Consider the following 25,059-nt stretch of genomic DNA (forward strand, 5'->3'; position numbering starts at 1 on the left):
GTTTAAAAGCTTTCACTTCTGGTCAAACTGGAATTAGTAGGATAAGGAGTGGAGAGGTGGGAAAGATGAAGAAGTTTATATTAGGTATGATGGTTGCTTTGCTGTTTATATCAAAGGCTGGGTTATTCAGGCTGTCTCTGGCAGTACCCCGGGAACCGGCGCCGGTGAATAATCAATTGATTCGCCTGCATGTGATTGCCAATAGCGATAGTCCGGCGGATCAAGCTTTGAAATATCGGGTCCGAGATGCGGTAATTGCCGAAATGGAACCAGTTTTTGCCCGGGCGTCGGGTATTGATGAGGTACGTCAATTGCTGGGCGAGAATCTACCGCGGATTGAGTCCCTTGCTGCCAGTACGGTGGCCAGGGCAGGGGAGAAATATCCCGTTTATACTTACTTCGGGTATTTTGACTTTCCAACAAAGTCATACGGACAGTTTACTTTACCAGCCGGCCGCTATGAAGCGGTCCGGATTGTGATTGGACAGGGCCAGGGGGCTAACTGGTGGTGTGTCCTGTTTCCCCCTTTATGTTTTGTTAATATTTCTAACGGGATTGCAGAAAATAGAGAGCGGGGAGTTAATCCGGAGCCAGGGGTGGCTAAATTGCCACCACAGATTCGGTTTAAATCTCTGGAGTGGCTGCAGGTTCAGCGCGGACAACTGGCCAAGTTGATTAATTGGTAGAAAGCATTTTATTCAGGGAGGCTGTTGACAAAAAAGGATTTTAGCAGAAAATATTTAATATACTTATAAAATATCTTATATTATTTAAGAAAAGGGCTAAACATGTATGATTTAGTAATCTCTGCCCCAGCGAAAATCAATCTCACATTGGATGTTTTAGGCAAACGGCCTGATGGCTACCACGAAGTCGAGATGATCATGCAGAGCATTGACCTGCGGGATTACCTGATGTTTCGCCAGCTACCGGGCGGTTTTGAACTGAGTTGTAATCAGCCGGCATTACCAGTGGATGAGAGCAATCTGGTAACCAGGGCGGTTAAGCTCTTGCACCAGCGTCATCCGTGGACCGGTGGGGTGGCTATCCACCTGGAGAAGAACATTCCCCTGGCTGCCGGTCTGGGTGGGGGAAGCGCTGATGCGGCGGCTGCCCTTAAGGGAATAAATGAGCTTTTTGAATTAGGGCTGAGTTTAGAGGAATTAATCAGTATTGCGGCTGAGTTAGGGGCGGATATCCCGTTTTGCCTCCTTGAAGGGACGGCAGTTGCCCGCGGGAAAGGAGAGATACTCATGTCCTTAACCACGCCGAAACCAATATGGCTGGTTTTAGTCAAGCCTTCAGTTGCCGTATCGACGGCAAAAGTATACCAGGGATTTCGACCTGAACGGGTTAAACGGAGACCGCAGACCGCGGAAATGATCCAAGCCCTGCAAGCAGGTGATCTGGACCGGATTTGTGCTAATCTGGTCAATGTTTTGGAAACAGTAACCCTTGATTGGTACCCTGAAATAGGCCAGATCAAAGACGACCTGCTGGTAAGGGGAGCCCTGGGTGCCCTAATGTCTGGAAGTGGCCCAACCGTATTCGGGGTGGTAGCAGATCGGGCGCAGGCCGAGCACCTCGCCCGACAGTTTCAGTCTCGCTATGCGGAAGTGTTTGCTGTTGCTACCATTTAGCGATGGCATGACCATAATTTCTCGCCATTAATCACCATATTTAGCAGGGGGGGGACACCGGATGTCAGAGAGACGTTTAATCCCAGTCAAACTTGATAATTACAAACCATTGCGTGAGATTGTATTCGAGTCGTTGCGAGAGGCGATTATCAGCGGGATACTGAAGCCTGGGGAGCGACTGATGGAAGTGCAACTGGCAGAAGAGATGGGCGTCAGCCGGACCCCAGTTCGCGAAGCGATTCGTAAGTTGGAATTGGAAGGATTTGTTGTGATGATCCCCCGTAAAGGTGCTTACGTGGCGGGGATTTCCATGAAGGACGTGGTCGATGTTTTTGAGATTCGTGCTGCTCTGGAGGCCCTGGCGGCTGGTCTGGCAGCCGAGCGGATTACAGAAGAAGAAATGGAACAGATGGAGCGCAACCTGGTGCGCAAAGCTGAGGCTATTGAAGCCAATGATTTGGATACCCTGGTGGAGACTGATGTGGAATTTCATGATTTGATCTATAGGGCCAGCCGGAACGAGCGGTTGATGACAATTATCAACAACCTGCGCGAACAGATTCACCGGTTTCGAACAGTCTCACTCTCTAATCCCGGCCGGATGCGGGAGTCCTTGGAGGAACACAAGAAGCTAGCCGAGGCGATCTCGGATCGTAATATTTCCCAGGCACAGGCACTAGCCCAGGAGCATATCGAGAACGCGGAAAACAGTATGATTGAAGCAATTCGCCGAGGTGGGTTGATTTTGAAGTAGATGTTCCCGGTGAAGGGGGAATAAACCTATGAAAATTGATGCAGTAGTTTTAGCAGGTAGTTTAAATACTGGGCCACTGCGGGAATGCAGCCCGGCCAGAAATGAAGCGCTGATTCCCATTGGTGGCCACCCCATGGTGGAATATGTGGTAAAAGCCCTCCAGGACTTATCGCAAATCGACCGGGTGGTGATTGCTGGACCAGTGGCTGAGTTGCGTTTTCTCTATGGGAATAATCCAAGTGTTGGTTTAGCCGAGTCAGGAGCGACGGCCATCGAATCACTGCAAAATGCCTTGAAGACGTTAACCCAAATGAGTCACGGCCAGGTCAATGGTGATCCAGGAGTAAAGCAGGTTTTGGTGGCCACCTCGGACATTCCGCTGATTACCCCGGAGGCCATTGAGAATTTTCTTCAATTATGCGCACGACGGCCGGGAGATCTGCACTATCCGGTGGTGCCGCGGGAAGCCAATGAACGCAAATACCCGGGCGTCAAGCGAACTTATGTTAAGCTTAAAGACGGTACCTTTACGGGTGGTAATCTTTTTCTTGTTAATCCAGCAATTGTCGAGCGGTGTGCGGCCATAGCCCAAGAAATAGTGCGCCGGCGCAAGAACCCGGTAGCATTAAGCCGATTATTTGGCCTGGGATTTGTGTTGAAATTTTTATTCCGTCAGCTAACTTTAAAAGAAGCAGAAGAAAAAGTCTCTGAACTCCTGGGTATTCGCGGTATAGCCGTAATATCAACTTATCCAGAAGTCGGTGTGGATGTGGATAAGCCGAGTGACCTGCGCCTGGCCGAAAAAGTGCTCCTGACAAATTAGGTTTAAAATTAGAAAATTGACTTTCAATTGATGGTCAATTTTCTTTTTTGTCTATCAATAAGGCAGGGATTTACTACTTCCTGTAGAAAGTGGAATAATACAGGATTGTACCGGCAAAAATATTCGGATACAGGCTAACTTGGCCGGTGAAATGGAGGTATTGCCCCTGGATAAGCTCCGGAGAAGTGAACGCATCGTGATCATGACTAAGATCCTGCTCAACCAGCCCAGGACAATCTTTTCATTAAATTATTTTGCCCAGCAGTTTCAGGCAGCCAAATCGACTATCAGTGAAGACCTAGCGATCATCAGACAGACCTTTGACGAAAACCAGCTCGGACAGATTGAAACCATCCCAGGAGCAGCCGGAGGAGTACGGTATGTTCCGCGGCAGGATTCTGCCCGGACCGAGGAATGGTTACTGGAGTTAGTCCAAAAACTCAGCAAACCGGACCGGATCTTACCGGGAGGTTTTCTCTATATGACGGATATTATTTTTGATCCCCAGATTGCCGGCCAGTTGGGTGAGATTTTTGCCACCAGGTTTGCTGATCTTGACCCTGATTTTATTGTGACCATTGAAACCAAAGGGATACCTTTGGCTTTGATGACCGCCCGGGCCTTCAATGTTCCCTTGATCATTGTGCGGGCCGACAGCCGAGTGACAGAGGGCCCATCAGTCAGCATTAATTATGTTTCAGGTTCTTCCCGGCGAATTCAAAGTATGTCCTTACCCCGGCGGGCCATGCCGGCGGGAGCACGGGTTATTATCATCGATGATTTCATGAAGGCAGGGGGAACAGCCAGAGGGATGCAGGAACTGATGGATGAGTTTCGAGCGGAAGTTCTGGGGATGGGGTTTTTTATGGAAACCGCCTCACCGCCTGACAAACTGGTGGCCAACTACCTGGCCTTACTCCGTCTTGAAAAATTAGACGAGGTGAAACGAGAAATTTTAATTCGACCCGTCAAATAATTTTTTGTAAAAGCAGGGATATTTTAGGAAATGGAGAATATTAGTAATTGCCTAATTTCCTTTTTCAGCTAGAGCAGTTGTAGTGGGAGAAGGGTGGTGAACAGGATGAATATTACCGATGTCAGGATCAGGCGGATTAACCTCGAAGGCAAGATGAAGGCCATTGTGTCGGTGACTTTTGATGATGAATTTGTTGTCCATGATGTAAAGGTCGTTGAGGGACCAAACGGATTGTTTGTAGCGATGCCCAGCCGAAAAACCCCGGAGGGGGAATTTCGCGATATAGCGCATCCTATTTCGTCAGCGGCCCGGGAGGTACTTCAACGGGCGGTGTTGAAAGCTTACCAGGAAGCCATTTAACTTTGAATACCACAGACAATTTTTGCTAGCTTAATAGGTCGGATGATGGCAAGGAGCGGATTCGCTCCTTTGTTTTTTCCAATACTTACAGGAAAAATAGTGTTTGTGTAGAAAAAAATAAGCGTATGCTATGGATTCTGCATATCTTTCGTTAAGGCATGAAATGATTAGAATAGCGGTCATAAAAGGGGGAACAGCCATGCAGGGAGTCGTAGCAGTCATCCTGGCAGCTGGTAAGGGAACGAGAATGAAATCACGCCTGCCTAAAGTATTACACCAAGTAGCAGGGAAACCGATGGTTAGACACGTGCTGGAGGCTGTGCAGTCTTTAGGGATAAATCAGCAAATTCTGGTGATCGGGCACGAGGCAGAGCTGGTCAAGGCTGCTTTGGGTGAACAAGTCAGGTATGCTATTCAGGCTGAGCAATTAGGTACCGGCCATGCGGTCATGCAGGCGCAGCCGCTGATCGGGGAGGAAATTAAAACAGTGTTGGTTTTGTGCGGCGATACTCCACTCCTGCGAGCAGAGACATTGGCTATACTATTGGCTGAGCACCAGCAGACAGGGGCGGCGGCGACGGTATTAACGGCGAACCTGACCGACCCATCTGGTTATGGGCGGATTATCCGAGATGCGCAGGGCCTGGTGGAGCGAATTGTAGAGGAAAAAGATGCTTCGGCCGAAGAAAAGCGGGTGCAGGAGATCAATACCGGCACATACTGTTTCGATAAAGTGGCCTTGTTTAAGGCGCTTGGGGAGATTAGTCCCGCCAATGCCCAGGGTGAGTACTACCTGACGGATGTGCTGAGCGTGCTACGGGGAGCTGGCCAGAAGGTGGGAGCCGTAGTGGCGGCAGATCCCCGGGAGACCTACGGGATCAACAGTCGTGTTCAACTGGCAGAGGCCGAAAAGATCTTGCGTTACCGTAAACTGGTTAGGTTGATGGAGGCTGGCGTAACGATTATTGATCCGGCGACAACTTTTATTGATGATGAGGTGGAAATTGAGCCAGATACGATTATTTATCCCAACACCATTATTGAGAGGGGCACCCGGATTGGGTGCGAGTGCGTGATTGGGCCAGGGACCAGGATTGTTGAGTCGCGGATCGGTAACCGGGTGGAGATTCAAAATTCGGTTTTGTTGAAAAGCCTGGTGGGGGATGAGTGCACTATTGGTCCGTTTGCCTATTTGCGGCCAGGGACCGAACTGGCCGGCAAGAACCGGGTGGGGGATTTTGTGGAGATCAAGAATTCAAAGGTTGGCGAAGGAAGCAAGATTCCGCACCTGGCCTATGTAGGTGACGCAACCGTTGGTCGAAACGTGAACATCGGGTGCGGGACGATTACCTGTAATTACGATGGTGTACGTAAGTGGCCGACCAGAATCGGTGACGGAGCCTTCATAGGCAGTAACACCAATCTGGTTGCCCCGGTGGAGATTGGGGCTAACGCTGTTACCGGTGCTGGTTCAACCATCACTAAAGATGTTCCCGCGGATTCTCTGGCTGTCGAGCGCAGCCGACAGACGGTTATACGTGATTGGGTGAAAAAGAAAAGAACGGATCGCTCCGCGCAGCATGATTGATTCAGAAATGTTCTTGTCGAAAAAGAGGGAATTGGCCCTCGAGAGAGAATCATTCTGAGGTTAAGTTTTTATCCAGTAGGAGGGTGCACATGTCCGGGGCGAATATGAGATTGAAGTTATTTACCGGAAACGCCAATGTAGCCTTAGCCGAAGAAATTGCCGAATACCTTGGAGTGTACGTGGGAGCGGCCAAAGTTAGCCGTTTTTCTGATGGGGAAATCTGTGTCGCGATCGATGAAAGCGTCCGCGGGGTTGATGTCTTTGTGGTGCAACCGACTTGCCCCCCAACCAATGAACATCTCATGGAACTCTTGATTATGATTGACGCCATTCGGCGCGCATCGGCAGCCAGAATCAACGCGGTTATTCCTTACTACGGTTACGGCCGACAGGATCGAAAAACTAGAGCACGCGACCCGATCACGGCCAAGCTGGTGGCTAATTTGATCACCGGAGCGGGAGCCAACCGGGTGATCACGATGGACCTGCACGCGGGGCAGATTCAGGGGTTTTACGATATTCCTGTTGACCACCTACCCGGCGTACCAATTTTGGCCGAATACTTCCGCAATAAGAACTTGGAAGATGTGGTGGTTTTGTCGCCTGACGTGGGGGGAGTGACCAGAGCCCGCGACCTGGCGGAGCGGATCGAGGCCCCGATCGCGATCATTGACAAACGCCGTCCCGAGCCAAATGTCTCCGAAGTCATGAACGTAATCGGGACGGTCAAAGACAAGACGGTCATCATTATTGACGATATTATCGATACCGCGGGGACGATTACCCAGGGGGCGCAGGAAATGATGGAACGGGGAGCCAGGGAGGTCTATGCCTGCTGCACCCACGCTGTTCTCTCGGGTAAAGCGGTGGAAAGACTGGAGAAATCGGTCTTAAAAGAGGTTGTCATCACCAACACCATTCCCTTACCGCCAGAAAAACGGATTGATAAGATCAAGGTCCTCTCAATAGCGCCACTGTTGGGGGAAGCGATTATTCGCATCCATGAGGACCTGTCGGTGAGTAAGCTGTTTGATTGATAATAAAAACCCCTCGCCGCGGTAAATGGTTGACGAGGGGTTTTGTACTATTTCGGCAGTTCTTCTGTTTTAGATGACGTTGCTTCCTCCGCAGGAGTTTCATTTTCATTTGCGGGTGATTTACTATCGACGGTGGGTGGAGTAACTTGAATTACTTCCTGGGCCGGTGGCGGCCCAGGCGTGGTCAATTCCTCTGCCGGCAACTGTCCGGCTTGGTCACAAGCGGTTTTCCCTGCACGTTTCGGTAGCCATCCTTTGCTGATGGCCTCCCCCAGGTTTTTGCTCTTGCGCCGGGTTGCCTCCAGCAGATGTGAAGACCCTTCTTTCAGGCTTTTCCAAGTTTCGGGCAGGCCGGCTTCGACTCGAACCAACTTCGCTCCAGCTTCGGCTTTGGCAATGAGCACATCTTTACCGACAGTCTTTATTTCTTCGGCCGGTAAGTAGGCTTTCCCTTTGACCAGGCTATCCAGGAATTTACCCCCGATTTCGAAGGAAATGATCTTGCCATTGGTCGGTTCAACCAGATATTCTTCAACTACTCCCAGGGCAAGGCCAGTTTCATCGATGACTTTGGTCCCGACCAGTTCGATCTTGTCTTTGATCAACTGCATAATCTGTGGCAAATTAGCGGGCTTTTCTGCACTGCCGCTTTTTTCAATGATAATGGCGTCTTCGCCAATGCTTTTAACTCGTGTGTACGGGATTACCTTCTGCTCTTTAAACAAGCCTTTTGGTTCAACTAAAAGGGCTACCACTTCCAGGGTGGCTGCGTTGACGACCAGATTCTTAACATAGCCGATTTGCTGACCTTCTTCGACACTTACGATCGGCATGGAGAAAAATCTACGGCTTCGTTTGACGCTGCTCACTTCCTTTCCCTCCCTTTCCCAATTGTCCCAGTTTTCATACTCAATAATATTCACTTTTCAGGTTTGATATGCCAAATATTGCGGCTAGATAATTTCGGTCGCGTGCCACCAAGGATAAATGCTTGTGTAAATCAAAGGTACAGCGCTGGCTGTACTTTATTCATGCGCAAATCAATTTGAGCTTGTCACCTGGGGTTGATCAGACCTACAATATCATTGGGTATTGTTGAGATTATCAAGCGCTTGGGGGGAGCCAGCCGTGGATTTTGGATGGGCTAGGAGGTTGTTTGGAACAAATAAGAGCGGGCGGGAGCACAAATTAATCATTGGGCTGGGTAACCCCGGTGAAGAGTATAGCCGGACACGGCATAATTTAGGTTTTATGGCCATTGACCATCTGTCGTCCCAGTGGGGAATCCCAGTCCGGAAAAGTAAGTATCAGGCGTTATGGGGCGAGGGAAGAGTTGGGGTAGCCAAGGTTGTCTTGATCAAGCCCCAAACGTTTATGAACCTGAGCGGGCAGGCGGTCAAGGGGTTTGTTCAAGCCTATCAGTTGACCCCGCAGGACATCTTGGTGATCTACGATGATCTGGATTTGCCGGTTGGCCGAATTCGGCTCAGAGCCCGGGGCGGAGCCGGCGGACACCGGGGGCTCCAGTCAATTATTCAACTGCTTGGTACAGATCAATTCAGCCGGATCAGAATCGGTATCGGTCGACCACCGAGCAAAACAGAGACAGTTGACTACGTCCTGCACCCCTTTTTACCAGCGGAGCAGGAAGTCATTGATAATATTCTCAGCAATATACACGAGGTGGTTGAAACCTGGCTGGAGCAGGGGATTGAGGTAGCCATGAATCAATACAATGCTGAAGAGTAGTTATCGAAAACCTCGGTCATCCGAGGTTTTTGTTTGTATATCAGGCAGACCTTCAGTCGATACTATAGAGGCATCAGAAATTTGATGCGGGATCGGGATCTAAATTGGCTTTTCTGGAAGCCTCAACCCCTGAATACAGACAGGTTTTTGGTGGCGGCGGTTAATGAAGGGTTTACTGGCGGGGCTTTTGGCCGCGGGGATGGCCTGGGTCGTGAATAGTTGGGTTGCTAACCAAGGTAACCCGCGCCTGCTAATCATACTTCCTTTTGTGGAAGAACTGCTGAAGACGTATGTGGCTGTCTTGTTTGGCGGTTCAGTCTGGCTGAGCCACTTTACCTTTGGCAGCGTGGAAGCTGTTTATGATCTTGCCAAGCACGCTCGGGAAAATGTTTCTGCCTCGGTGATCAGCTTCCTCGGGCATGCCGGGTTTGGCTTCCTGACAGTTCTGGTTTATGTAGTAACCGGTGAGTGGCTTGTTGCCGTGCTTAGCTCGGCGATGGTGCATACGGCCTGGAATTACCTGGTTCTGCACGAGTTTGCTAGGCGTTAAACTAAGCCTGTGAAGGAGGACGCTTAGTTTGAAAATCTGCTACGTTTGCGAATGCTGCGAAGACGTTATGGGAGAGTTCGACGGTTCAACCTTTGACGAAGAAGGGCTTGGACTGACTGACTTGACGGAGGAAGAGCGACAAGATATAATTGAACTTGATTATGAACAGGGGCGAATGTTAGTCAAGACCCTTTGCGATGAGTGTATTTCCTCTTTGGGACTTGACTTTGATGAACGGTGGACCATTCACCATCCGTATTTCAGGCATTAGACATCGGCTTTAGCATTTCGCTAAAGCCGTTTCTTTAGCTTTAATGTTTTGTTTTATTGATTGAGGGGGTCCTTTTAGGGCGTCCGACTTTTGGCGTTGAGCCGAAAAGGGGGACAACAATGCAGGAAATACTCAATCGGCTGGGTGAGGTACCCGAATTTCAGCAACTCCTGGCCGGATGGCAGCAAGGGAAGTCTCCTCAACTGATTTGTGGAGCCAGTGGTTCGCAAAGAAATTTGCTCGTGGCCGGTTTGCAACGGAAGGCCAAAAACCTCCTGGTGGTGACTGCCCACATTGATGGGGCTCAGAAGGTGGTGACTGACCTCAGCACCTTCCTGCCTGATGAACAGGTGTTACTGTTCCCACCGGCAAACCCGCTGCCTTTTGGGGTGGTGGCCCAGAGTCCGGAAGTAGTTGGCCAGCGCTTGGCCGTACTGGAACATCTTTATTTGGGTAAACCGGGGATTGTGGTCACCCCGATTGAAAGCCTGGCCCAAAAGTTGGTTCCGCTCGATGTTTGGCAGCGGTCGTACCTCGCGCTGCGGCCAGGGATGCAGCTGGCTTTGCCTGAAGTCTCTTTACGGCTGGTTAGCCTGGGATACGAGCGAACCGATCTGGTTGAAGGGCCGGGGCAATTCAGCATCCGTGGCGGGATCCTTGATGTTTATACCCTCACCCACCGGCACCCCTTTCGCATCGAGATGTTTGACGATGAGATTGAGTCGATTCGTCAATTTGAGGTAACGACCCAGCGTTCAATAAGTCCTGTTGATCAGGTTATCATCGGTCCGGCTCGAGAACTTGTTGTGGATCGTGGGGCGATTCAACGGGCAATCGACCAACTAAGCGCTGAATTGCCAGTGGCCGTTAAGCACCTAAAAAAACGGGGGACAGCCGCCGCTGTTCGCCGTCTGACCGACAAGGGGCAGGTTTACCTGGAAAAACTGGGCAACTCGATCGTGGGCGAAGAATTTAGTGCTTTAAAGCATTTGTTTTTCCCTAAATTGGATACTTTGTTTGACTACCTGTCACCTCAGACGATCGTCTGTTTGGACGAACCGCTCCGGCTTGCCGAGACGATGGAGCACATAGAAAAAGAGATTTCCGATACCTGGCTGCACCTGGTTGAGGACGGGGCGACCCTTCCCAACCAGCAAGCTGTCTGGGCCAACTTTTCGGAGTTGATGGTCGGGACCAGCAGCTATTCGCTCGTCGCCTTCACGCTATTGCCGAAAAATATACCATTCTTAAAACCGCAAAATCTGATCAACGTGACGGGTAAACCGGTTCCCCGCTTCATAGGGCAGATACGGATGCTGGCCGATGAGATCCGTGGCTGGCAGCAGCACCAGCGAGCGGTTGTTTTGCTTGTTTCTAATGCCAGTCGGGCTGATTATCTGCAGCAAACCCTTTGGGAGTATGGGATTATCGCTACAGTAGGACAACTACGGGAGAATAAGCTTGAGCCCGGTCAGGTCTTAATTCGCGAAGGGTTATTGGAGAGCGGGTTTGCCTGGGACACCGCGAAGCTGGTGGTCCTCACTGAAAAAGAAATCTTTGGTGAGATCAAAAAGCCCCGCCGCCGGCAATCAGCGACGACAGCAGGGGCGAGGATTGAGACTTTTACGGATCTAAAGGTAGGGGATTACGTGGTTCACGTTCACCACGGGATCGGCCGCTACCAGGGTGTTGAGAAGGTTAACGTTGGCGGGGTTCAGAAGGATTATCTGCTGATCCAGTACCAGGGGGAGGATCGACTGTATGTGCCAACTGACCAGGTTGATCTAATCCAGAAATACATCGGCTCAGAAGGGGTGGCGCCGCGAATCAACCGGTTGGGTGGGACGGAATGGGCCCGGGCCAAGGCGAAGGTTAAAGAGTCCGTGCGCGAGATGGCCAAAGAACTGCTGGAGCTGTACGCGGCCCGAGAGGCTTTGCCCGGTTTTCAGTTTTCGCCGGACACTGTCTGGCAGCAAGAGTTTGAGGCTGCTTTTCCTTACGAGGAAACCCCCGACCAGCTGCAGTCGATTGAAGAAGTTAAACAGGATATGATGAAACCGCGGCCAATGGACCGCCTGCTGTGTGGAGACGTGGGTTACGGTAAGACCGAGGTAGCAATTCGGGCCGCCTTCAAGGCGGTGATGGACAGCAAGCAGGTGGCTGTCCTGGTGCCAACAACGGTACTGGCGCAGCAGCACCACCGGACTTTTTGTGACCGCTTTGCCGGCTACCCGGTAAATATTGAGGTGATTAGCCGCTTCAAGACGCCCAAAGAACAAAAGCAGATCGTCGAAAGGATTGCCGATGGTTCCGTGGACATCGTGATTGGCACGCATCGGCTGCTTTCGGATGACATCAAGTTTCACGACCTGGGCCTGCTGATCGTGGATGAGGAACAGCGGTTTGGGGTAGCTCACAAAGAAAAACTTAAGCGTTTAAAACAGAATGTCGATGTCTTAACCCTAACGGCGACCCCCATTCCCCGGACCCTGCACATGTCTCTGGTCGGGGTGCGTGACATGAGTATTATCGAGACGCCGCCGGAAGACCGTTTTCCCGTGCAGACGTTTGTGGTTGAATACAGTCCCGAATTGGTCCGTGAGGTGATCCGTCGGGAGTTGAGGCGGGGCGGACAAGTCTTTTTTGTGCATAATCGAATTACTGACCTTGACCGGTTCTACCGGGAACTGCGAATGCTGGTTCCAGAAGCCCGATTAGGTATGGCTCACGGCCAGATGCGGGAAGACCATTTGGAACGCGTCATGCTTGACTTTATCAACGGGGAGTACGATGTGCTGATCTGTACCTCGATCATTGAATCAGGTTTAGACATTCCCAATGTGAATACCCTGATCGTTAGTGAGGCCGACCACCTGGGCTTGTCTCAGCTTTATCAATTACGAGGGCGGGTGGGGCGCTCTAACCGGTTGGCTTATGCTTACTTTACTTACCGCAAAGATCGCGTGTTATCAGAGAGCGCAGAAAAACGGTTACAAGCTATCCGCGAGTTTACGGAGTTTGGTTCGGGCTTCAAGATTGCCCTCCGTGATCTGGAAATCCGGGGTGCCGGCAATATTCTGGGGGCGGAGCAGCACGGTCATATGGCAGCGGTTGGTTTTGACTTATACAACCGGCTTTTAGAAGAGGCGGTTCTGGAGCTAAAAGGGCAAAAGCCAGCCATGGAAAGGACAGCCCCGACGGTTGAACTGCCGGTGGATACTTATATTCCAGATGATTACATCCCCGACGCCCGGTTGAAGATGGAACTGTACAAGCGGATCATCTTGGTTAAGACACCAGCGGAGACAGACGAATTGTCCGCGGAACTACGGGATCGCTACGGACCGCTACCGCCTTCCCTGGAGAATCTGATCTGTGTTACCCGCATTAAAGCCCTGGCTCAGGAAGTAGCGGTAGCCAGCATCCAACAGGAAAAGGATGCTTTGCGGATCAGATTTACGCATACGCCAACAATTAATCCAGAGAAAATAGCTCGTTTAACCCAGAAATACCGCTGGCGTTTGGAGATCAGCCAGCGGACCCCGGAATTTATTGTCAGGACTCGAGGTTTAGAGCAACAAGAACTCCTGGGGCTGTTAGAAGGGATATTTTGGGAGGTTAAATCGCTTGCGGGCTAAATTCAGTTTCTGGTATAATGGGCCTGTTCTAAAAATAGGGAGGTTAATGTCTCATGTTTAAACGGATTTTCCCGCAAGTAGCCATTCTCGCTCTGATTTTATTGGTTGGGTTAGCCGGGTGCAGTACTACCAAGGAGACGGTTGGGCAAGTCAACGGTGAAGCGATTACAAAGAAAGAGTTCGAACAGCGTGTCAGTGATCTGCAGCGGATGTATGAACAGCAGTATGGCATTAAATTCGAGGACGAAAGTGGGCAGAAGCTCATGGACAGCCTGAAAGAAATGGTTCTGGACCAATTAGTGGCCGAGAAGCTTCTGCTTCAGGAAGCGAAAAAACAGGGGTTAAAGGTTAAGGATCAAGAAGTCAAAGACCGTCTCAACCAGGATAAGCAGATGGTTGGCGGAGAACAGGAGTTTCAAAAAATTCTCAAGGAAGAACTGAAAATCAGTGAACGTGAATACAAAAAGTATTTGGCCGACCAGCTCCTGATAGAGAAACTTTATGATCAGGTGATTGCTGACGTCAAGGTGGACGAATCCGAGGTCAAAAACTACTACGACCAAAACAAAGGTCTATTTGTAACTCCTGAGCAGTGGCATGTTCGTCACATCCTGCTACCTACCAAGGAGGAAGCTGAACAGGTAATCAAAGACCTCAAAGGCGGCGCGGATTTTGCCAAACTCGCCAGCGAGAAATCTACCGACCCGACAGCGAAGGAGAACCAGGGTGATTTGGGGTATATTGATGAAGACACTAACTTTGTGCCCGAATTTAAGCAAGCGGCCTTTGCTTTAAAGGCAGGAGAATTTACCATCCAGCCAGTAAAGACTGATTATGGTTTTCATGTAATCAAGGTGGAGGATCGTCGGCCAGCCAGACAGCAGACATATGAAGAAGCCAAGAATCAGATCGAGAGTGAATTAACCAGGCAAAAACAAACCGAGAAATTTCATCGTTTTGTCGAAGAACTTAAACAAAAGGCAAATATTGTCAAGTCAGGTGACTCCCAGCCAGCTCAGCCGGCTTCAGCTCCATCTGAAGGTCCCGGGGCGGAGGGACAAAAAAATTAAGGGTGAGAAAGCGTGCCGCAGGGCACGCTTTTTTGTGGAAAAAAATGAATAATTCATGTAACGGGGTTATATACTATCAGTGAAAGGTTACAGAGGATAGAACTGTATGAAAAGGAGGGATAGTTTGCGTTATGAAAGCCACCGGCATTGTGAGGCGGATCGATGACCTGGGACGGGTCGTTATCCCGAAGGAGATACGCCGGACCCTAAGAATTAGAGAAGGTGACCCGCTCGAAATATTTGTCGATCGTGAAGGAGAAGTTATTCTTAAAAAATATTCCCCTATCGGTGAACTGGGTGACTTTGCTAAGGAATATGCGGACTCCCTGCATGAAGCGATTGGTCATATTGCTTGCATTGCTGACCGCGACCACATTATCGCAGTAGCTGGTGCACCCAAGAAAGAATTTATGAATAAGCCACTTGATCCAGCGGTCGAGAGAGTTATGGAAGACCGTAAGCCGGTATTAATCAATCAAGCGGGAGAACATGCTTATTGTAAAGGTTGTCCGGCGATTGAGGATGACGAGGAGTGCAAGCTTTCGGCGAAAGTGGTTGCTCCGATCATTGCCGAGGGCGATCCCATCGGTGCCGTCATTTTGATGTCCAAGGATCCGAATGTCAAGATGGGTGACATGGAGCTGAAATTAGCGGAAACTGCTGCTGGTTTCCTGGCCAAACAGATGGAGCAATAGGCTGATAACCCCTTTCAGGTCTCATTATTCAAAAACCCCATAAGATTCGACTCGATTACAGAGGTGGCGAGGGTTACGCCGCCTTAAAATTTTTGGTTAACAGGGTGGTAGTGGACTGATGACCAGACAAAATTCATTTCTCTTTGGGGCGATGATCTTGACTGTAGCAGGTTTGCTCAGCCGGTTTTTCGGGGTCCTGTACCGAATTCCCTTTGCTCGTCTGGTGGGAGCAGAAGGAATTGGTCTCTACCAAATGGCTTATCCAATTTATACCACAGTGCTGGCCTTATCCACTGCCGGCTTACCAATCGCGATTTCCATTTTGGTGGCAGAAAAAAATGCGCGTGGTGATCGTTGGGGAGGTCGCCAGGTACTTTATCTGGCTTTAGTGCTTCTGGCCACTCTGGGTGCGGTGATGTCGTATGGACTGTATCATTGGGCGGATTGGCTGGCTTTTCAAGTGCTCCACGACCGACGGGCGATGTATTCGATCCTGGCGGTCTCACCGGCGGTTTTCTTTGGGGCAGTCATGTCGGCTTTCCGAGGATATTTTCAGGGATTGCAGTGGATGATGCCGACTGGCGTTTCCCAGGTCGTAGAGCAATTAGTGCGGGTTGGCACAGTTCTGACGGCTGCCTTGCTCTTGATGTCTTATGGTGTCGAGTTTGCGGCTGCCGGGGCTGCTTTTGGCGCAGTAGCCGGTGGTGCGGCCGGATTAATCACTCTCCTGCTATTTTATACCTGGTTTTGCATGCGCGACCATGCCGGGAATAAGGTCAAGTCAACGCCCCGTGAGGGGATGGTTGAGCTAACATATCGCTTACTGGTTCTGGCTGTGCCAGCTTCACTGGGAGCCTTGGTTATGCCGGTGGTGCAAACCCTAGATGCAGTGCTTGTGCCGCTACGTCTGCAGGTCGCTGGCTTCACCGTGGAAGAGGCGACCGGCCTTTATGGTGAATTATCAGGGATGGCGGGGACCCTGATCAATCTGCCGACGATTATCACGACAGCGATTACGACCAGTCTGGTGCCGGCTATTTCGGAGGCGGCAGCTCGAGGAAGAGTCAAGCAGGTTGGCGAACAGCTGTCCCTGGCGTTACGGGCCAGTCTCCTTTTATGTTTGCCTGCAGCGGTTGGCATGTGGCTCCTGGCGGAGGAAATTATGCATCTCCTTTACAATGTCCCAACGGCGGGTGTTCCACTCAAGGTCTTGGCCCCTTCAATTGTTTTTCTCGGAATGTATCAAGTCTCAGCCGGGGCCTTACAGGGTTTGGGCAGGACGATGCTACCCGTACGCAGTCTGATCATCGGTGCTGCTTTTAAAATTTTTCTTAATTATTATTTGACCGTCCTGCCGGGCTTGGGTATTAGAGGACCGGCCATTGGAACAAACGTAACTTTTCTCGTGGCGGCCACCCTTAATTTTTACAGTTTGTTTGGCTTGATTGGTTACACCCCCAATTGGGTGTCACTCTTGCTAAAACCTGGATTGGCTGTTACAATTATGGGGGCGTGCGTGATCTGGGCTAATCAGACTCTAACCTTGGCTTGGGCACTGCCAGAGCTGACTACCCTGGCGGTCATCGCGGTAGGGATGATTAGCTACGGTGTCAGTCTGCTACTTGTTGGTGGACTGACTACCAGGGAGTTGGGACTGATTCCCTGGATCGGGCCGCGGCTGGCGAATGTTTTTCAGGACTTAAGATGGATAAGGGGTTAGATATAATGGGTGAAATAGCGATTGTTGGCCTGGGTCCGGGGGCAATTGACAGTTTGTCGATTGGTTCCCTGGAGTTGCTACTAAGTGGACAACCCGTATTTTTACGGACGGAGCGCCATCCGGTTGTTGCAGAACTGGTGCGCCGGGGGATGACGTACCAATCTTTTGATCGTTTCTATGAGCAGTATGAAACTTTTGACCAGGTTTATCAGGCCATGGTGGATGCTCTCCTTGCAGAACTGGCAAAGAATACCGGGAGAGAAATTATTTTTGCTGTACCAGGGCACCCTCTGGTCGCGGAACAGGCTGTTCGTCAGTTGCTGGCGGTCGCGCCAGCGCAAGGGCACAGGGTACGGGTCCTGCCGGCAATGAGTTGTGTGGAAGCCATGTACAGCACGCTAAATATTGATCCTACTAACGGGGTTGCTATTCTGGATGCCTTGTCCCTTGACAAAACCGGGTTCAATCCGGCGATTGGCTTGATCATAACCCAGGTTTATGACCGTCTGGTGGCTGGTGAGGTCAAATTAACGCTGATGGACCATTACCCGGACGACTGGAGGATTACATTGGTTCGGGCGGCTGGGATCCCGGGAGAGGAAAAGGTGGCCGAAATTCCCCTTTATGAACTGGACCGGCTGGAATGGATTGATCACCTGACCAGTATTTATGTGCCGGCGCATCCGAAATTTGGTTGGGATGGGGTAAGCAGTTATCCCCTTGATCCCCTGGTTAAGGTGATGCAGACTCTACTGTCCCCAGGGGGCTGTCCCTGGGACCGGGAGCAAACTCACCAAACGTTAAAACCATATCTGCTCGAAGAAACTTACGAGGTGGTTGAAGCCCTAGAAGAGGAAGATATGCATAAATTATGTGAGGAATTGGGAGACTTATTATTACAAATTGTATTTCACGCTGAATTGGCTAGGCGAGCCGAAAGCTTTGACCTGAATGATGTAATTCGGCGGGTCACGGAGAAAATGATCCATCGGCACCCCCATGTGTTTGGCGCAGTCCGTGTGGCGGGAACCAAGGATGTCTTGATTAACTGGGAGCGCCTGAAAGAGGAGGAAAAAGCGGGAGAGAGGCCTCGCTTTTTCCTCGAGGATGTACCTAAGACCTTACCAGCTCTGTTACGGGCGGATAAGGTCCAAAGCAAGGCGGCCCGGGTTGGGTTTGATTGGCCAGATGTCGCCGGGGCCTGGAGTAAAGTTGAAGAAGAGCTGCGGGAACTACGGGCGGCCTGTGCTGGTCAGCGCCAGGAGAAAATCGAGGAAGAGCTGGGTGATCTCCTTTTCGCTGTGGTGAATGTCGCTCGGTTTTTAAAAATAAACCCGGAAACGGCCTTAAATAAAACTACGGCAAAGTTCGTCAAACGTTTTGCATATGTCGAACGAAAAGGGGCGAGAGAAGGCAAGGCCCTCCACGATTTGGATCTGCGGCAGATGGATATCTGGTGGGAAGAGGCTAAAGCTCAGGAATTTAAGGGGAAAATTTGATAAAAATTTTCCAGGCAGCAGGAAACTTAAGGGTTTTGGCGAATATGCTACAACAAACCTAATAAAAATACAGGAGGGGACGAAGTGTGAATAAGACGGAACTGGTGAGCAGCGTGGCCGAAAAAACCGATATTACCAAGAAAGAAGCCGAAAAAGTGGTGACTGCAGTATTTGAAAGTATCGAAGAAGCGCTTGGGCGCGGTGATAAAGTTCAATTGGTTGGTTTTGGAACATTTGAGGTTCGGACACGGGAAGCACGGAAAGGCCGTAATCCGCAAACCGGTGAAGAGATCGAAATTCCAGCGACCAAAGTTCCAGCTTTCAAGGCCGGTAAAGCGTTAAAAGACGCTGTTAACTAAGGTGCCTCTTAATTATTCAAACTCTCCTAAAAATCAGGTTCGATTTGAGCCTGATTTTTATTCATATTCTGGGCCCGGGATGGTGGTTATGCGACTGGATAAGTTCCTGAAAGTTTCCCGACTGATTAAGCGGCGGACCCTGGCCAAAGAGGTGTGTGATGCGGGTAAGGTGCAGATTAATACGCGACCGGCTAAGGCGGGGAGTGAGGTTAAGCCGGGGGATCTGTTGTTACTGGATTTTGGCCACAAAAAGGTTAAGATTGAGGTCCTTATGCTGCTGGAAAACCCGCGGGTGGAACAGGCCAAAGAACTCTATCGTATCCTTGAAGAAGAAAAAGTATAAGTGTGGATTACGGGTCGCCTTCAGTACAGGGAGGCGACCTTTTCGTACTAATTTTACATAGGAAAACATAAAAATGTAAGTAGTGGTGTTCCGGGCAGAAGTGGGTTGGTAAGAGGGAGGGATAGGCCGTGAGTGAAGGGCACGAGATCGTCTTGAGTAATCGGCAGAGACTGGTGCTGACCGGTGTGCTGCACGTGGAAAGCTTTGATGAAGATGAGATTATTCTGGAAACCAACATGGGCATGTTGGCCCTGAAGGGGCAGGGGCTTCACGTGTTGCAGCTTAATCTAGAAGACGGTAAATTAGCTGTGGAAGGGGCTATTAAAACCCTGGACTACCTTGACGAGCGAGCCGGTAAACATGGCAAGGGCAGGGGGAGAGGATTTTGGCAGCGTTTGCTTAAGTAGCCAAGTTAATGACCAGGTTTCTATTGATGGGAGTGAAAGCGATGGTGCCCTTATCGCAGCAGTTTTTATATATGGTGGTTACGGTGGGAACTGGTTTGGTGATGGGCATAGTCTTTGACTGCTACCGGGTCTGGCGTGGCTTGGTAAAACCGCACCGCTTGTTGACGCCTATAACCGATTTTTTGCTCTGGGTGTTTCTGACCGGGATCGCGTTCGGCCTGTTACTTTTTAGTAACTGGGGTGAGGTTAGGGCTTATGTCTTTATTGGTTTGGCCCTGGGATTCTTCTTGTATTGGCGATTTTGCAGCCATTTATTTATAAAAATGTGCCGGCGTTTATTTCAATGGCTGGCTAAACTGGTAAATATTCTGATACAGGTCGTAATTTTCCCTTTTTCTCTGGTGGCTCGTCTGGTGGTTATCCCGCTTGGTTTGATTAACATGGTTATACGCCAAGTGGCCAGCGCGACAAGAGCCGCATGGCGTGGCTTGAGCCGACCGCTCGTGAATTGGTGGGGAAAAAGGCACCCTCATAAATAAAAATAAATAGAGATTATTTAAATATTTTCCAGGGGAAGGATAATTTAGGTGGATGTAGAATAATTGTAATGATTATGTCCAAGATTTGTCCACAATATGTGGACAAATTGTGAATAAGTTGTGTTTGTCTAGATCGAGAATTAAGGACTGAGATTGTCATGAAAATTGAGATTAGAGGGGTAGAGAAGCTAAGTTTCCGGGAGCGCCAGGTGGTGGTGCTGAAAGAAATGGGCCGAACTACAGAACAAATTGCCAAGACCTTGCAGTTGAGTGCCAGCACGGTCGCTACTTTATATAATCGCGCTCGGACCAAAGGCTATGAGGTCGTGATTGTGATCCCCGGCCAGTCTTTGGGAATTTTCGAGGGGCTGGAGGAGGATAATAATGCGGATTAAGTTACCTGTTTTAAATCAAAGTGGAGGTAATTTGATCGATTTTCCTGACCCAACAACGCGAAGGAAGAAGGACGTGACGCGGCGCAGGAAAAGTAGCCGGATAAAACTGAAGCTTGGTTTTTGTTTGTCGATGGGGTTGTTGGTTCTGGCGGTTATTTTATGGGGACCGCAGTTCAAGCATATTCAGCAGATGAACGCCGAGCTAGCCGAGTTGCAAAAACAGAAACAACAGCTGCTGCAGATCAATGCCAAACTGCAGGAGGACATCCGACAACTCAACAGCGACACGACGGTGGAAAGAATTGCCAGGGAGAAGCTTGGGCTGGTTAAACCAGGAGAGAAGATATTGATTGAGGTTCAACCTCCCAGGAACAAATAGAGACGCCGTTTAATTTTTCGGTACAACCGCTTCATCTGTGGCTTGACATCTTGACAAATTTAATGGCTGTTGAGTAGAATTTAACTGTGAGTTAAGGATTAAGGAGGCTATTCTAGTTTATGACCATTGCCATGGGCAGCATTGTGGAGGGAGTTGTCACTGGAATTACGAGTTTTGGGGCGTTTGTTGAACTCCCAGGAGGTCTCGTTGGACTGGTCCACATTTCTGAGGTAGCTGATACCTATGTTCGGGATGTCAAAGACTACCTAAAACAGAATGATCGAGTAAAGGTAAAAGTCATCAACATTGATTCTAAGGGGAAAATTGGTTTATCGATAAAACAGGTTAATGCCAGACCAGAAGGTGCTGCCCGCGAACGGTATGCCCGACAGGAATCGAGAATTTCGTTTGAGGACAAGTTGGCCAAGTTCCTTAAGGAAAGTGATGAAAGGCAGCAGGCCATCAAAAGAAGCATGGATTCAAAACGTGGTGGACGGGGTTCTTCACGGTTTTAATGATGAAGGAATAATTCAAGCATTCCTATTTTGGGAATGCTTAATTTAATTTTTTCGTCACGAATGAGGTATCGGATAAATGGCACGGTATGCCGCGGTTGATATTGGGACAAACTCTGCCCGTTTGCTAATCGGGACAATTGAGCTGGACCAACTAAAGGTTGAACATTTTTCTCTGAACACCACCCGCCTTGGCGAAGGAATAGGAACTCAATCGGTTCTGCGGAGAGAAGCGATCCAACGAACAGTGACGGCGCTGCGCGGTTACCGGGAACTGCTGAAACAGTACCCGGTAGCCGGTATCCGTGTTGTTGCTACCAGTGCGGCTCGCGGGGCGGCCAATGCCGCCGAATTTGTCCAGACGGTGTGGAAGCAGACTGGTTGGCGAGTTGAAATTATTAGCGGAAAAGAAGAGGCTGAACTGTCTTATCTCGGAGCCTGCCGGGGGCTGAAGAACCTCGGCCAGCCAGTGGTATTGGATATTGGTGGGGGGAGTACCGAGTTCACCTGGGTGGTTCCCGGAACTGGAATAGTGAGCCGGAGTATTGAAATCGGCGCGGTGCGCCTTATGGAAAGAAGTCTTACGGCTGATGAGCTAAGAGAAGTCCTGGCCCCGGTTCTGGCCGAGATAAAGGCCGGTCGACCCCAGTGCTTGGTTGGCGTTGGCGGCACCGTGACCACCCTAGCGGCGATCGAGCAAAAGCTGGAATGCTACGATCCAGAACGTGTCCACGGGTATTACTTGACCAGGGTGGTTGTAGACAAATTGCTGACTACCTTGTCGGCGATGAAGTTAGAAGAACGGCGGCAGGTAGTCGGGCTGCAGCCGGCACGGGCCGATATTATTGTGGCTGGGGTTACTATTTTATCGACAATCCTGGCTGAGTTAGGTCTGGATGGCCTGGTTGTCAGTGAGAGTGACATTTTGCAGGGGATAATCTGGCGGCTGCATGAAAAGATGACCAGAGGATAATAAACCGTACTGTGGAAGTGCGGAGATTGAGATTATCAGCGGGCGTGAGCTGTATGTGGATTCATGTATGTGGATTCATATGAGGGCAAATAGAGGAGGTGGTAACCCACTACCTCTACTTGCTGCTCGCGGCTGCCCAGAGTCGCTTGGCCTCGGGGAAGGGGGCCAGAGCGCGTTCCAGGATGCCGTGTAAGTAAGCGATCAATACGCCGTAGTTGACGATAGGGACACCTGCAGCCTGAACCTGGCGAATGCGGTGTAACATCTCTCGGCGATTGATCATACATGCGCCACAGTGGATTACTAGTGAATACCGGTTTAAGTCTGCTGGGAAGTGGCTTCCCGTGGCCCAGGCAAATTCGAGCTCACTGACCCGTTGGCTTAACCAACGGGGTATTTTTATCCGTCCGATGTCTTCGCCGATTGGGTGGTGGGTGCAGGCTTCTGCAACTAAGATGCGGTCCCCTGGCTTTAAAGCAGCTACTTGCCGGGCCCCTTTGACTAAAGATAACAGGTCCCCTTTATAGCGGGCGAAGAGAATCGAGAATGAGGTGAGAGAGATCTCAGGTGGAACGATGGCGTTAACCTGATGGAAAGCCTGGGAGTCGGTTACTACCAGTTTTGGGGGCTGCCGCAGATTGTCCAGCACTGCGCTCAAGCCATCTTCTTTGACTACGACTGCCTGGGCGTTGTGGTCTAAAATATCCCGCAGAGTCTGCACCTGGGGCAAGATCAGGCGGCCTTTAGGGGCCTCAAGATCGATGGGGACAACCATGACCACGGTATCACCCGGCTGAATGAGATCACCGAGGATAGTTGGCGCCTGCCAGTCAGTTGGGGCCGTGTGAATGATGAGTTCTCTGAGTTCGTTAATCCCTTCTTTAGTTTGGGTGCTGATGCGGTGCAGTTTTAAATTAAGCCGTGTTTCCCAGTCTGGTTGGGCCTCCAGGGACTGAACAGTATCAACCTTATTTACTGCCCCGATTAAAGGAATTCCTTGAGCGCGAATTTGTTGGACCAGTTCCAGTTCAAAATCGTCTATGCCAACCTGGGGGTCGATCAGGAGAATGGCGAGATCCGTTTTGTGTAAGACCTCCATGGTTCGCTGAACGCGAAGTTCCCCCAGACTTCCGACGTCATCAATCCCAGCGGTATCGATCAACACCACCGGCCCCAAGGGCAGCATTTCCATGGATTTGTAAACCGGGTCGGTCGTTGTCCCAGGGATATCTGAGACTAGAGCGATGGGTTGGTTGGTCAAGGCATTAATCAGACTGGATTTGCCCGCATTGCGCCGGCCAAAAATGGCGATGTGCATGCGGTCGCTCCGTGGCGTTTCTTGCATGTGTTTTTACCTCCTAGAAGTACAAATCACGTTTCCCCGCTTCTATCTCGGCGAGCCGCTCGATCGTCTTCTGCCGAATGGCTGGATGTGGTATCTCGTTCAGGTGGGCCTGAATTAGCTTCTCGCCTATTTCGCGAGTGGTTGGTGAGGCGTAGTCCAGTAAGTATTCCTTAAAAGTCAAGATGGCGTTGGGCTGACAGACGTTCTGGATTTGTCCCGATTTGGCGAGAGCCATAAAACGATCCCCAGTCCGACCCTGGCGGTAGCAGGCAGTGCAGTAGCTGGGAATATAACCATCCTGGCACAGGCTGCGGATCACCTCGTCAGGACTGCGGTTGTCGTCAACCTTGAATTGGGCCGTTTGGTCCAGGTCGTCTGCCTCGGGGTGATCCAGTTCACGCCGGTATCCCCCGACCCCGGTGCAGGAACCCGCGCTGAGCTGAGAGATCCCTACCTTAAGGAGCTCGTGCCGAAAAGCTGCCCTTTCTCTGGTGGACAGAATCATACCAGTGTACGGGACAGCCAGGCGGATAATCGCCACAATTTTCTTGAAATCATCGTCTGAGACTAGGTAGGGGAAGGTTTCCAGGTTAACCCCTGGTGCCGGCCGTAAACGGGGAACGGAAATCGTATGTGGCCCGACGCCAATTTCCTGGTCCAGGTGCTGGGCATGCATCAGAAGGCCCATTACCTCAAACTTGTAGTCGTATAACCCGAAGAGAACACCCAGACCGACGTCGTCAATTCCCCCCTCCATGGCTCGATCCATGGCAGTGGTGTGCCAATCGTAGTCGGCTTTTGGCCCGGATGGGTGCATTTTTTTATAAGTCTCCCGGTGATAAGTTTCCTGGAATAAAACGTAGGTCCCGATTTTGGCTTCGTGCAGCAGGCGGAATTCTTCAACAGTGGTGGCGGCGATATTGACATTTATCCGCCGAATATTGCCGTTTTTCCGTTTAACCTGGTAAATGGTCTGGATAGCCTCCAACACGTAGTCGATCGGACATTCAGTTGGGTGTTCACCGCACTCGAGGGCAAGCCGTTTGTGCCCCATATCCTCGAGGATTTGGACTTCGTCGGCGATCTCGGCCATAGTTAACTTGCGCCGTTCCATCTGGTTGTGCCGCCGATAACCACAGTAGACGCAGTTGTTGATGCAGTAATTGCTGATGTAGAGGGGAGCGAACAGAACCAAACGTTTGCCATAGATTTTTTCTTTCACCATTCTAGCTGCAGTGTACATCCGTTCTAATAATTCCGGATCGTCAACGTGGAGAAGGATAGCCGCTTCTTTTAACGCTAGACCGGTAGCGGTGGCGGCCTTGTCAATAATCTCGTTAACTTCTTCTCGACGGGCCTGCTTCCCCTGGTCGAGAAGCTCCCAAATCATGTCTTCCTTGATAAAATCAGCCTTGGCGATGGCCAATTTCGTTC

Annotated in this window: 27 protein-coding genes; 24 read left to right on the forward strand and 3 right to left on the reverse strand. The window is 50.4% G+C overall.

The genetic code is table 11. The features are described from left to right. Nucleotides 1-65: 65 nt before the first annotated feature. From spoIIR to HPY81_05500, 8 genes are all read left to right on the forward strand, one after another. Entirely contained in the window at nt 66-686 is a 621-nt protein-coding gene (gene spoIIR / locus HPY81_05465; GenBank protein NPV26901.1) for a stage II sporulation protein R, read from the forward strand. A 102-nt stretch (nt 687-788) separates the two neighbouring features. Then, nucleotides 789-1,640, forward strand: a complete 852-nt coding sequence (locus tag HPY81_05470) for a 4-(cytidine 5'-diphospho)-2-C-methyl-D-erythritol kinase (GenBank protein NPV26902.1) — start codon at nt 789-791, stop codon at nt 1,638-1,640. 61 nt (nt 1,641-1,701) lie between these two features. Then, nucleotides 1,702-2,394, forward strand: coding sequence for a GntR family transcriptional regulator (locus HPY81_05475; protein ID NPV26903.1), 693 nt, complete (start codon nt 1,702-1,704; stop codon nt 2,392-2,394). Between the two features lie 28 nt (nt 2,395-2,422). After that, nucleotides 2,423-3,217 carry an NTP transferase domain-containing protein gene (locus tag HPY81_05480; protein ID NPV26904.1) on the forward strand — a complete coding sequence of 265 codons (795 nt, stop codon included), beginning with the start codon at nt 2,423-2,425 and terminating at the stop codon, nt 3,215-3,217. Nucleotides 3,218-3,383: 166 nt separating this feature from the next. Continuing rightward, on the forward strand, nt 3,384-4,193 hold the full coding sequence (gene purR, locus HPY81_05485; GenBank protein NPV26905.1) for a pur operon repressor: 810 nt from the start codon (nt 3,384-3,386) through the stop codon (nt 4,191-4,193). Nucleotides 4,194-4,298: 105 nt separating this feature from the next. Then, nucleotides 4,299-4,553: a septation regulator SpoVG gene (spoVG, locus tag HPY81_05490; GenBank protein ID NPV26906.1), complete on the forward strand. Its 255-nt coding sequence runs from the start codon at nt 4,299-4,301 to the stop codon at nt 4,551-4,553. A gap of 199 nt (nt 4,554-4,752) precedes the next feature. After that, entirely contained in the window at nt 4,753-6,141 is a 1,389-nt protein-coding gene (gene glmU / locus HPY81_05495) for a bifunctional UDP-N-acetylglucosamine diphosphorylase/glucosamine-1-phosphate N-acetyltransferase GlmU (protein NPV26907.1), read from the forward strand. An 89-nt stretch (nt 6,142-6,230) separates the two neighbouring features. Next, nucleotides 6,231-7,178 (forward strand): ribose-phosphate pyrophosphokinase, encoded by a 948-nt coding sequence (locus HPY81_05500; protein ID NPV26908.1) that lies wholly within the window; start codon nt 6,231-6,233, stop codon nt 7,176-7,178. A 47-nt stretch (nt 7,179-7,225) separates the two neighbouring features. Here the strand turns inward: HPY81_05500 and HPY81_05505 are convergent, their stop codons facing one another. After that, nucleotides 7,226-8,047, reverse strand: coding sequence for a photosystem reaction center subunit H (locus HPY81_05505; protein NPV26909.1), 822 nt, complete (start codon nt 8,045-8,047; stop codon nt 7,226-7,228). A 283-nt stretch (nt 8,048-8,330) separates the two neighbouring features. Between HPY81_05505 and HPY81_05510 the strand changes: the two genes are divergently transcribed. From HPY81_05510 to HPY81_05585, 16 genes are all read left to right on the forward strand, one after another. Next, nucleotides 8,331-8,927 (forward strand): aminoacyl-tRNA hydrolase, encoded by a 597-nt coding sequence (locus tag HPY81_05510; protein NPV26910.1) that lies wholly within the window; start codon nt 8,331-8,333, stop codon nt 8,925-8,927. A 163-nt stretch (nt 8,928-9,090) separates the two neighbouring features. Further along, the gene (locus HPY81_05515) at nt 9,091-9,477 is read left to right on the forward strand and encodes a hypothetical protein (protein ID NPV26911.1); all 387 of its coding nucleotides are present in this window, start codon (nt 9,091-9,093) and stop codon (nt 9,475-9,477) included. Between the two features lie 67 nt (nt 9,478-9,544). Then, nucleotides 9,545-9,748 (forward strand): DUF2757 family protein, encoded by a 204-nt coding sequence (locus tag HPY81_05520; protein ID NPV26912.1) that lies wholly within the window; start codon nt 9,545-9,547, stop codon nt 9,746-9,748. A gap of 119 nt (nt 9,749-9,867) precedes the next feature. After that, entirely contained in the window at nt 9,868-13,386 is a 3,519-nt protein-coding gene (gene mfd, locus HPY81_05525) for a transcription-repair coupling factor (GenBank protein ID NPV26913.1), read from the forward strand. A 53-nt stretch (nt 13,387-13,439) separates the two neighbouring features. Continuing rightward, nucleotides 13,440-14,456 carry a hypothetical protein gene (locus tag HPY81_05530; protein ID NPV26914.1) on the forward strand — a complete coding sequence of 339 codons (1,017 nt, stop codon included), beginning with the start codon at nt 13,440-13,442 and terminating at the stop codon, nt 14,454-14,456. A 131-nt stretch (nt 14,457-14,587) separates the two neighbouring features. Then, nucleotides 14,588-15,151, forward strand: a complete 564-nt coding sequence (gene spoVT, locus HPY81_05535; protein NPV26915.1) for a stage V sporulation protein T — start codon at nt 14,588-14,590, stop codon at nt 15,149-15,151. A gap of 118 nt (nt 15,152-15,269) precedes the next feature. After that, nucleotides 15,270-16,871 (forward strand): polysaccharide biosynthesis protein, encoded by a 1,602-nt coding sequence (locus tag HPY81_05540; GenBank protein ID NPV26916.1) that lies wholly within the window; start codon nt 15,270-15,272, stop codon nt 16,869-16,871. A 5-nt stretch (nt 16,872-16,876) separates the two neighbouring features. Further along, nucleotides 16,877-18,370: a nucleoside triphosphate pyrophosphohydrolase gene (mazG, locus tag HPY81_05545; GenBank protein ID NPV26917.1), complete on the forward strand. Its 1,494-nt coding sequence runs from the start codon at nt 16,877-16,879 to the stop codon at nt 18,368-18,370. Nucleotides 18,371-18,456: 86 nt separating this feature from the next. Continuing rightward, nucleotides 18,457-18,729: an HU family DNA-binding protein gene (locus HPY81_05550; GenBank protein ID NPV26918.1), complete on the forward strand. Its 273-nt coding sequence runs from the start codon at nt 18,457-18,459 to the stop codon at nt 18,727-18,729. 88 nt (nt 18,730-18,817) lie between these two features. Continuing rightward, nucleotides 18,818-19,072 (forward strand): RNA-binding S4 domain-containing protein, encoded by a 255-nt coding sequence (locus HPY81_05555; GenBank protein NPV26919.1) that lies wholly within the window; start codon nt 18,818-18,820, stop codon nt 19,070-19,072. A gap of 128 nt (nt 19,073-19,200) precedes the next feature. Continuing rightward, nucleotides 19,201-19,479 carry a sporulation protein YabP gene (gene yabP / locus HPY81_05560; protein NPV26920.1) on the forward strand — a complete coding sequence of 93 codons (279 nt, stop codon included), beginning with the start codon at nt 19,201-19,203 and terminating at the stop codon, nt 19,477-19,479. Nucleotides 19,480-19,487: 8 nt separating this feature from the next. Further along, on the forward strand, nt 19,488-20,018 hold the full coding sequence (gene yabQ, locus HPY81_05565; GenBank protein NPV26921.1) for a spore cortex biosynthesis protein YabQ: 531 nt from the start codon (nt 19,488-19,490) through the stop codon (nt 20,016-20,018). Between the two features lie 158 nt (nt 20,019-20,176). After that, nucleotides 20,177-20,413: a sigma-70 region 4 domain-containing protein gene (locus HPY81_05570; protein ID NPV26922.1), complete on the forward strand. Its 237-nt coding sequence runs from the start codon at nt 20,177-20,179 to the stop codon at nt 20,411-20,413. Continuing rightward, a complete protein-coding gene (locus tag HPY81_05575; GenBank protein NPV26923.1) occupies nt 20,403-20,792 on the forward strand; it encodes a septum formation initiator family protein in 390 nt (129 codons plus the stop codon). The genes HPY81_05570 and HPY81_05575 overlap by 11 nt, the downstream gene beginning before the upstream one ends. A gap of 119 nt (nt 20,793-20,911) precedes the next feature. After that, nucleotides 20,912-21,307, forward strand: coding sequence for a S1 RNA-binding domain-containing protein (locus HPY81_05580; GenBank protein ID NPV26924.1), 396 nt, complete (start codon nt 20,912-20,914; stop codon nt 21,305-21,307). Between the two features lie 79 nt (nt 21,308-21,386). After that, a complete protein-coding gene (locus HPY81_05585) occupies nt 21,387-22,280 on the forward strand; it encodes a Ppx/GppA family phosphatase (GenBank protein NPV26925.1) in 894 nt (297 codons plus the stop codon). Nucleotides 22,281-22,395: 115 nt separating this feature from the next. On the opposite strand, the gene hydF is transcribed toward HPY81_05585, so the two are convergent. Both hydF and hydG read right to left on the reverse strand, forming a co-directional pair. Next, the gene (gene hydF, locus HPY81_05590) at nt 22,396-23,625 is read right to left on the reverse strand and encodes a [FeFe] hydrogenase H-cluster maturation GTPase HydF (protein NPV26926.1); all 1,230 of its coding nucleotides are present in this window, start codon (nt 23,623-23,625) and stop codon (nt 22,396-22,398) included. Between the two features lie 13 nt (nt 23,626-23,638). Further along, nucleotides 23,639-25,051 (reverse strand): [FeFe] hydrogenase H-cluster radical SAM maturase HydG, encoded by a 1,413-nt coding sequence (hydG, locus tag HPY81_05595; protein NPV26927.1) that lies wholly within the window; start codon nt 25,049-25,051, stop codon nt 23,639-23,641. Nucleotides 25,052-25,059 lie beyond the last annotated feature (8 nt).

This window comes from Bacillota bacterium, from assembly GCA_013178045.1.
Taxonomy (GTDB): domain Bacteria; phylum Bacillota; class Ch66; order Ch66; family Ch66; genus Ch66.